Origin of the sequence: Micromonospora sp. D75, assembly GCF_018070405.1 — a bacterium.
Taxonomy (GTDB): domain Bacteria; phylum Actinomycetota; class Actinomycetes; order Mycobacteriales; family Micromonosporaceae; genus Micromonospora; species Micromonospora chalcea.
In genome coordinates this window covers 1-3,470 of record NZ_JAGPXV010000626.1, presented here as the reverse complement: position 1 = coordinate 3,470, position 3,470 = coordinate 1, and the positions used below count along the sequence as shown (strand labels likewise).

Below are 3,470 nucleotides of genomic sequence, written 5' to 3'. Positions count from 1 at the left end.
CCGTGGGGGATCGCCGCGCCCCTGGCCAGCCTGGCGCCGGGCACCACGACCGCCCGCTACGCCGCCGACGCCGTACCGGCCGACCCGGGCGACCTGCCGGCCGGACGGCCCCTCGTGCTGGTGGTGCGGGACCTGCACCGGCACGACTGGATGCGGGACGCGGTGCGCCGGGCGCTCGCCGCGCGCCCGGACGCGGTGGTGGTCGAACTGGGCGTGCCCGAGCTGGTCACCGGCGTGGTGCACCTGGCCACCCACGGCGCCACCGCCGCCGCGGCCCGCGCCGCCGCCGAGGTGCTCAGCGGCGCCCGCTGACTCCCGGGCCGGCCGGGCGGGGAGGTCCCCCGGCCGGCCCGGGCCTCACGCCGGGTCGGCCACCAGGTCGGCGAACTCGGGGTGACGCTTGACGAACGCGGCCACGAACGGGCAGCTCGGCACGATCCGGCCGCCCCGGGCGCGGACCTCGTCCAGCGCGCCCCGGACCAGCGCCGCGCCGACGCCCTGACCCTGGAACCGGTCGTCGACCTCGGTGTGCGTGAAGACCAGCACCCCGTCGCCGGGGGTGTACGCGGCGAACCCGGCCAGCGCGTCGTCCACCAGGATCTCGAAGCGACGCTTGGCGGGGTTGTCCTCGACCTGAAAGCTCACCGGGCCATTCTCCCTCCGGGGCCGGCCAGCCGGTCCAGTTCGGTCAGCAGCCGGTCCACCTCCTCGACCGTGTTGTAGTGGTAGACGCTGGCCCGGACCGCGCCGCCGTCGGCGCGCAGGCCCATCGTGCGGAAGTACTCGTAGGCGTAGTAGTCGCCGTGCGACAGGCACAGCCCCGCCTCGCCCAGCGCCGCCGCCGTCTGCGCCGGGGCCAGGCCGGCCACCCGGAACGACACCGTCGGGCAGCGCCGGGCCGGTGCGCCGTAGACGGTCACGAACGACCGGCCGGTCAGCCCGGCGAACAGCCGCTCGAAGACCGCCTCCTCGTGCGCCTGCGCGGCGGCCAGCCCGGCGCGTACCCGCTCCCGCCGGTCGCCGGTCGCGGCCGGATCCAGGCCGGCCAGATGGTCCACCGCCGCGGTCACCCCGGCCAGCAGCGGGAAGCTCGGCGTGCCGTACTCGAACCGGTCCGGGACCGAGTCGGCGGAGGGAAGCAGCTTCGCCGGGCGCAGCGTCTCCCACCGCGCCGGGTCGGCGGCCATCGCCGCGAGGTGCGGCCCGGACCACTTGTACGCGCTGGTCACCAGGAAGTCCGCGCCGAGCGTGGACAGGTCGGTCGGGCCGTGCGGCACCGCGTGCACGCCGTCGACGCAGACCAGCGCGCCCGCGGCGTGCGCGGTCTTGGCGATCGCCGCCACGTCCGGCACGGTGCCGATCGCGTTGCTGCCGGCGGTCACCGCGACCAGCCGGGTCCGTTCGGTGACCAGGTCGGCGTACTGGCCGGCGGGCAGCTCGCCGCTCACCGGGTCGAACTCGGCCCAGCGCACGGTGGCGCCGGCCGCCTCGGCGGCCTGCACCCACGGCCGGACGTTCGCGTCGTGGTCCAGCCGGGACACGATCACCTCGTCGCCCGGCCGCCAGCCGGCGCCGAGCGTGCGGGCCAGGGTGTACGTCAGCGCGGTCGCGCTCGGACCGAGCACCACGCCCGACGGCTGCGCGCCGAGCAGGTCGGCGACCGCCGCCCGCAGCACGGGCAGGTCGGGGGAGCCGGCCGGGTCGAGCCGGGTCACGCGGGCCCGCCGGGCCGCCGCGAGACGCTGCCGGCGCTGCTCGGCGGCCTGCCGGCTGCCCAGGCCCAGCGCCCGCGCGATGTCGGCCCAGGTGGCGCCGTCGTGCCGGGCCCGGTCGATCAGGTCCAGCTCGCGGTCGTCCAGCCGGACCCGGGTCGCGGCGATCTCGGACAGGCCGGCCAGGCTCACTCGTCAACGCTACATTGACATGGGCCCGAGAAGGTCAGTCCTCCGGCCGTCGCGCGGCAAACCGGGCTGGTGTCTCAGCGCGGCGGCGAGACGTACAGGCCCGTCCGGCAGCCGGTCTCGCCCGGCTCCAGCCAGATCCGGTCGTACCCGGGGGATTCGATCTTCCCGGCCGGGGTGCGGACGAGCAGGAGGCAGTCCCGTTCGGCCGGTACGCCGACGGCGGCGACGAGCGCGCCCTCGTGCACCGTCGTGTCGACGGTGATCCAGTCCTGCGGGAACGCCGCCCGCACCGCGCCGGCAAGGGTGTCCGGGGTGGCGGTACGCAGCACGGCGGTGAGCCGCTGCCGCCCGTCCTCGGGCACCTTCGGCACGGGCGCGGCGATGGGGGGCGGGGGAGCAGCTCCGCTCGGACAGTCGATCTCGTGGTATGTCGTGTAGCGGTAGAGCTGGAACTCGTACCGGTAGCAGCGGGTGGCGTCGCCGGCGCTGTTGCTCGCGCCGCCGACCGACACCGGCGGTCGTTCCGGCACCGTCACCACGAACCGCACGTCGACGGTGGCCCGCTCGTCTCTGGCGGTGCGGCCGGACCAGGCCAGGGCCTCCCGCCGGACGGTCTCGTCATCGCCCAACGCGGTGCCCTGCGGCTGCTGGACGATCTCGGCCGCCGCGATCGACCCGGCGTCGCGGACCCGGTTGCGGTGCCCGAGCTCCGTGTTGAGCTGCTTCGCCTCCGCCGCCGCGACGTCGCGCGCCAGTTCGTCGCCGCTCTCCTCGCCGAATCCCCTTCCGCATCCGACCGACGCGAGCAGGAGCACCGCGAGCGCCCAGCGGACCGGCCGGTGACGGGACGGGGGTGTCGGCCCGGTGGCGCTGCGTGTCCGGTTCACCGCACGGACGTTACCGACGAGTCGGACGCCGCGCTGCCCCGTACCGCGGGGGCCGTTGGTCCCGGGTCCGACAGGCCCTCGGCCCTGCGAGCCGCGCCCGCGCACCCGGCATGCTGGGAGTGCCCGGCGCGGGCGGCGACGACATGGAGGGCAATGTGGTGATCAACGGCGGGCAGGGCACGGTGACGCCCACCGAGATCTCTCCGGCCCCCGCGACCGGGCTCGGCTCGGCCGAGGCGGCCGCCCGGCTGCGCGCCGACGGGCCGAACACGGTGGCCGCGCCACGCAAGCGCGGGCTGGCCGGCCGGATCTTCCGTCAGCTCACCGATCCGCTGGTGGCGCTGCTGCTGGCCGCCGCCGTGGTGACCACGCTGCTGCGCGACTACCCCGACACCGCGGTGATCGTGCTGGTCGTCCTGATCAACACGGCGATCGGCGTGGTGCAGGAGGTACGCGCCGACCGCGCGGTGGCGGCGCTGGACCGGCTCGCGGCGCCGACCGCGCGGGTGGTCCGCGACGGCCGTGACCTCGTGCTCCCCGCCGCCGACCTGGTCCGGGACGATCTGGTCCGGCTGGAGGCCGGCGACGTGGTGCCCGCCGACCTGGACCTCACCGACGCGGTACGGCTCAGCCTGGACGAGTCGGCGCTCACCGGTGAGTCGGTGGCGGTGACCCGGGT

Annotated in this window: 4 protein-coding genes and 1 pseudogene; 2 read left to right on the top strand and 3 right to left on the bottom strand. The window is 76.4% G+C overall.

Translation table 11 applies throughout. The features are described from left to right. Positions 1-312 (top strand): annotated as a pseudogene (locus KBX39_RS26720) (glycoside hydrolase family 3 protein); the annotation flags it as partial. Between the two features lie 45 nt (positions 313-357). Here the strand turns inward: KBX39_RS26720 and KBX39_RS26715 are convergent. The 3 genes from KBX39_RS26715 to KBX39_RS26700 form a co-directional block, all read right to left on the bottom strand. Further along, the gene (locus KBX39_RS26715; protein WP_210873105.1) at positions 358-645 is read right to left on the bottom strand and encodes a GNAT family N-acetyltransferase; all 288 of its coding nucleotides are present in this window, start codon (positions 643-645) and stop codon (positions 358-360) included. Then, complete coding sequence (locus tag KBX39_RS26710) at positions 642-1,904, bottom strand: cysteine desulfurase-like protein (RefSeq protein WP_312247494.1); 1,263 nt, start codon at positions 1,902-1,904, stop codon at positions 642-644. Before KBX39_RS26710 ends, KBX39_RS26715 begins: the two co-directional genes overlap by 4 nt. A gap of 74 nt (positions 1,905-1,978) precedes the next feature. Further along, entirely contained in the window at positions 1,979-2,791 is an 813-nt protein-coding gene (locus KBX39_RS26700; protein ID WP_312247493.1) for a hypothetical protein, read from the bottom strand. Positions 2,792-2,901: 110 nt separating this feature from the next. Between KBX39_RS26700 and KBX39_RS26695 the strand changes: the two genes are divergently transcribed. Further along, positions 2,902-3,470: cation-transporting P-type ATPase (locus KBX39_RS26695; RefSeq protein ID WP_247660628.1), on the top strand; the 569-nt coding region annotated here is incomplete at its 3' end.